At 65.5% G+C, this 2,857-nt stretch carries 2 protein-coding genes and 1 pseudogene; all 3 read left to right on the top strand.

Annotated elements, in window-relative coordinates; translation table 11 throughout:
• Nucleotides 1-895, top strand: an 895-nt coding sequence (locus tag WAN71_RS04950) for a MinD/ParA family ATP-binding protein (protein WP_422224261.1), incomplete at its 5' end; no start/stop codon positions are given.
• Nucleotides 895-2,376: a type VII secretion integral membrane protein EccD gene (gene eccD, locus WAN71_RS04945; protein ID WP_422224260.1), complete on the top strand. Its 1,482-nt coding sequence runs from the start codon at nucleotides 895-897 to the stop codon at nucleotides 2,374-2,376. The genes WAN71_RS04950 and eccD, both read left to right, overlap by 1 nt.
• Nucleotides 2,373-2,857: pseudogene (locus tag WAN71_RS04940) on the top strand (type VII secretion-associated serine protease); the annotation flags it as partial. The gene eccD and the pseudogene WAN71_RS04940, both read left to right, overlap by 4 nt.

Here is a 2,857-nt window from a genome sequence, read left to right as displayed (position 1 = left end):
GCGCAAAATTCCGCCCGGATCAGGCTGGCGGAAGTTCATTTATGGCGCATCCTTTCACACCATAAACTTCGGCGAATCGCCGGCTGAGCGGCATTACCGCGAATTGCAGGGGCGGATACGCCGCCACATCCGCAAGCAGTATGTCGTCGGGGTGGTTTCTGGAAAGGGTGGCGTTGGCAAGACCACGATGACGGCGTGTCTCGGCGCAGTGTTCCGTGAGTGCCGACCAGAGAACGTCGTCGCCATCGACGCCGCGCCCGGATTCGGGACGCTGGCCGGGCGGATCGACGAGGCGCCACCGGGTGACTACGCCGCCGTTTTGAACGACACCGATGTCCAGGGCTATGCGGACATCCGGGAACACCTGGGCCAGAACAACTTAGGGCTAGATGTGCTGGCCGGGAACCGGGCGTCTGACCAACCGCGGCCGCTGGTGCCGTCAATGTTCACCGGCGTGCTGTCGCGGCTCCGTCGCACCCACAACGTCATTGTGGTGGACACCTCCGACGACCTTGAACACCCGGTGATGAAGGCTGTGTTCGACGCCTGCGACACATTGGTATTCGTATCGGGACTTACCGCCGACACTTCGTTGCCGGTGACGCGGGCTATCGATTTGCTGCGGGCGATGGGCTATCACGAATTGGTGTCGCGCAGCATGGTCATTCTGAACGACAGCCGCAACAAATTCGATCCCGACGCGCGAGCTTATCTGACCGAACGTTTCGGCCAATCGGGTGCGACAGTTGAATTTATGCCTTACGACCCGCATTTAGCCAAGGGCGGGATCATCGATACCCAACACGAATTGCAGAAGAAAACACGGCTCCGGCTATTTGAGATCACCGCGGCGTTAGCGGACAAATATGTTCCGGACGCCGACAGGCCACGGTAATGGCGAAAGTCGCATTTCCCGCGCGTTGCGCAGTTGCGGTGGTATGTGGCGAACACCTTGTCTCGCAGGTGTACCCGGCATCGGTGCCGGTGGAGGTGTTCGTCGACAACATCGTCGAGCTGCTCAACGACGAGCTCAAACGGCGGGGTTTGACCGGGCTGGAATCCGGAGTCGGCTACGAATTGCACAAGTCCAACGGAGTGCGGCTGGACGTCACTAAGACTCTCGATGAGTTGGGCGTCGAAGACGGCGCCACACTGGTGCTGGTTCCCGCGGTCCAGGGCGACTCGTTCGAACCGCAATACGAGTCGTTGTCCACCGGCTTGGCCCGGATCGGCCAACAACTCTTCGAGCCCGTCACAGCCGACACTGCGGCGCACACCGCGCTGGCCATCCTGGCCATGATCTCCGCGGCGGTGCTTGGGCTGGCCGTGCGTGACCGTACCGCCAGCGACTCGCTAATGCCCAGCATCGTGACAGGTGTCCTGGGCCTGCTTGCCGTCGGTGGTGCGGGCGTGGTGGCGCGCTGGTGGCCGGCTCGTGCTGACATCCTCGGCGGATTCGCCTGGCTTTCCGTGCCGCTGCTGGCGGTGAGTCTGGGTGCGGGGGCGCCCGGCAAACTGGGGGCCGCGCATATGTTTATCGTCGCTCTCGCGGCTGGCGTGCTCACGTGCGGGATAGCGGTGATGACGCGGCGCCACGTCAATGTGGCGGCGACGATCGTGACGCTGTGCGCGCTGGGCGGACTGGTCGCCGCGGCCCGGATGTGGCGGCCGGTTCCCGCCCAGTGGCTGGGCATGTGCACCCTGGTCGTGCTGCTGTTCTTGCTGACCCTGGCGCCCACGATCGCGCTGTGGTCCGCTCGGATACGGCCGCCGTACTTCGGGTCGGTCACCGGCCGCGACCTGTTTCGTCGCAGCGCCGGATTGCCGGTCGACGCGGTCTCGCCGGTGGACGAGGCCGCCGAGGAAGAGCTGAGCCCAGACACCACGCCGCGTGGGACGCAGATCGCGGCCGCCGCGGTTACCGCGAACAATGTGCTGACCGGAATCTGTGTCGCGGCCGGCCTGACGCTGCCCGCCGCGGTGTGGGCCACGCTGATGCCGGGCCGCAACCGGAGTGGGGCGGCCGCGGTGCTGGCGGGGCTGTTCGTCCTCATCTTCATCAGCCGCGGACGGGCATTCGCCGACAAACGGCAAGCTATTGCGCTGGTGTGCGGGGCCGCGGCCGCAACATGCGCCGGCGTCATCAAATACGTCCTGCATGAGCCCGCGGCATCGGCCGAGCCGGTGGCGTGGGCTGCCCTGGTTTTGGGTGGATTCGGTGCCGCCGGGCTGGCGGCGGCGCTGTTGGTGCCTATCACCAGGTTCACCCCGTTGGTGCGGATGATCGCCGAATGGCTAGAAATCTTCGCGATCATCGCGGCTCTTCCGCTGGCCGCGGGGATCGGCGGATTGTTCAACTGGGTGCGGATGCGATGATCGGTGCCTTTTCGCCGCGGCGGATCTTCGCGCTAACGCTGGTCGGCCTGCTGGTCGGTCTATCGACCGGTCTTCCTGCGGCTCAGGCAATTCCGCGGCCGACAGTCGACCCCGGCCGGGTGCCTGCAGATGGCAAGCCCGGCCCGGATCAGCCGATGCGGCAAAGCAACATCTGCGCACGAACCATCACCGTCGCCGATCCGAATGTGGCCGTCATGGCACCGGGCTTCGCGATGCTCAACATCGCCAAGGCCTGGCAGTACTCGACAGGTAACGGGGTGCCGGTCGCGGTCATCGACACCGGCGTCAACCCCAGCCCTCGGCTACCCGTGGTGCCCGGTGGCGACTACATCATGGGCGGCGACGGCTTGATGGACTGTGACGCGCACGGCACCATCGTGGCGTCGGTGATCGCCGCTGCGCCCCAAGGTTCTCCGCTGCCCCCCCGGATGCCCGTCACCCCGGCGTTCCCGCCGCCGGT

The organism is Mycobacterium sp. (assembly GCF_049280035.1).
In the GTDB taxonomy this organism is placed as follows: Bacteria; Actinomycetota; Actinomycetes; order Mycobacteriales; family Mycobacteriaceae; genus Mycobacterium.
Note: the sequence above shows the minus strand (reverse complement) of the source record. Positions and strands in the feature narration are given on the sequence as shown.

What these genes read in the sequence shown, in the direction of transcription:
- eccD (WP_422224260.1), top strand. Translation starts at nt 895, where the DNA reads ATGGCGAAAGTCGCATTTCCCGCGCGTTGCGCAGTTGCGGTGGTATGT.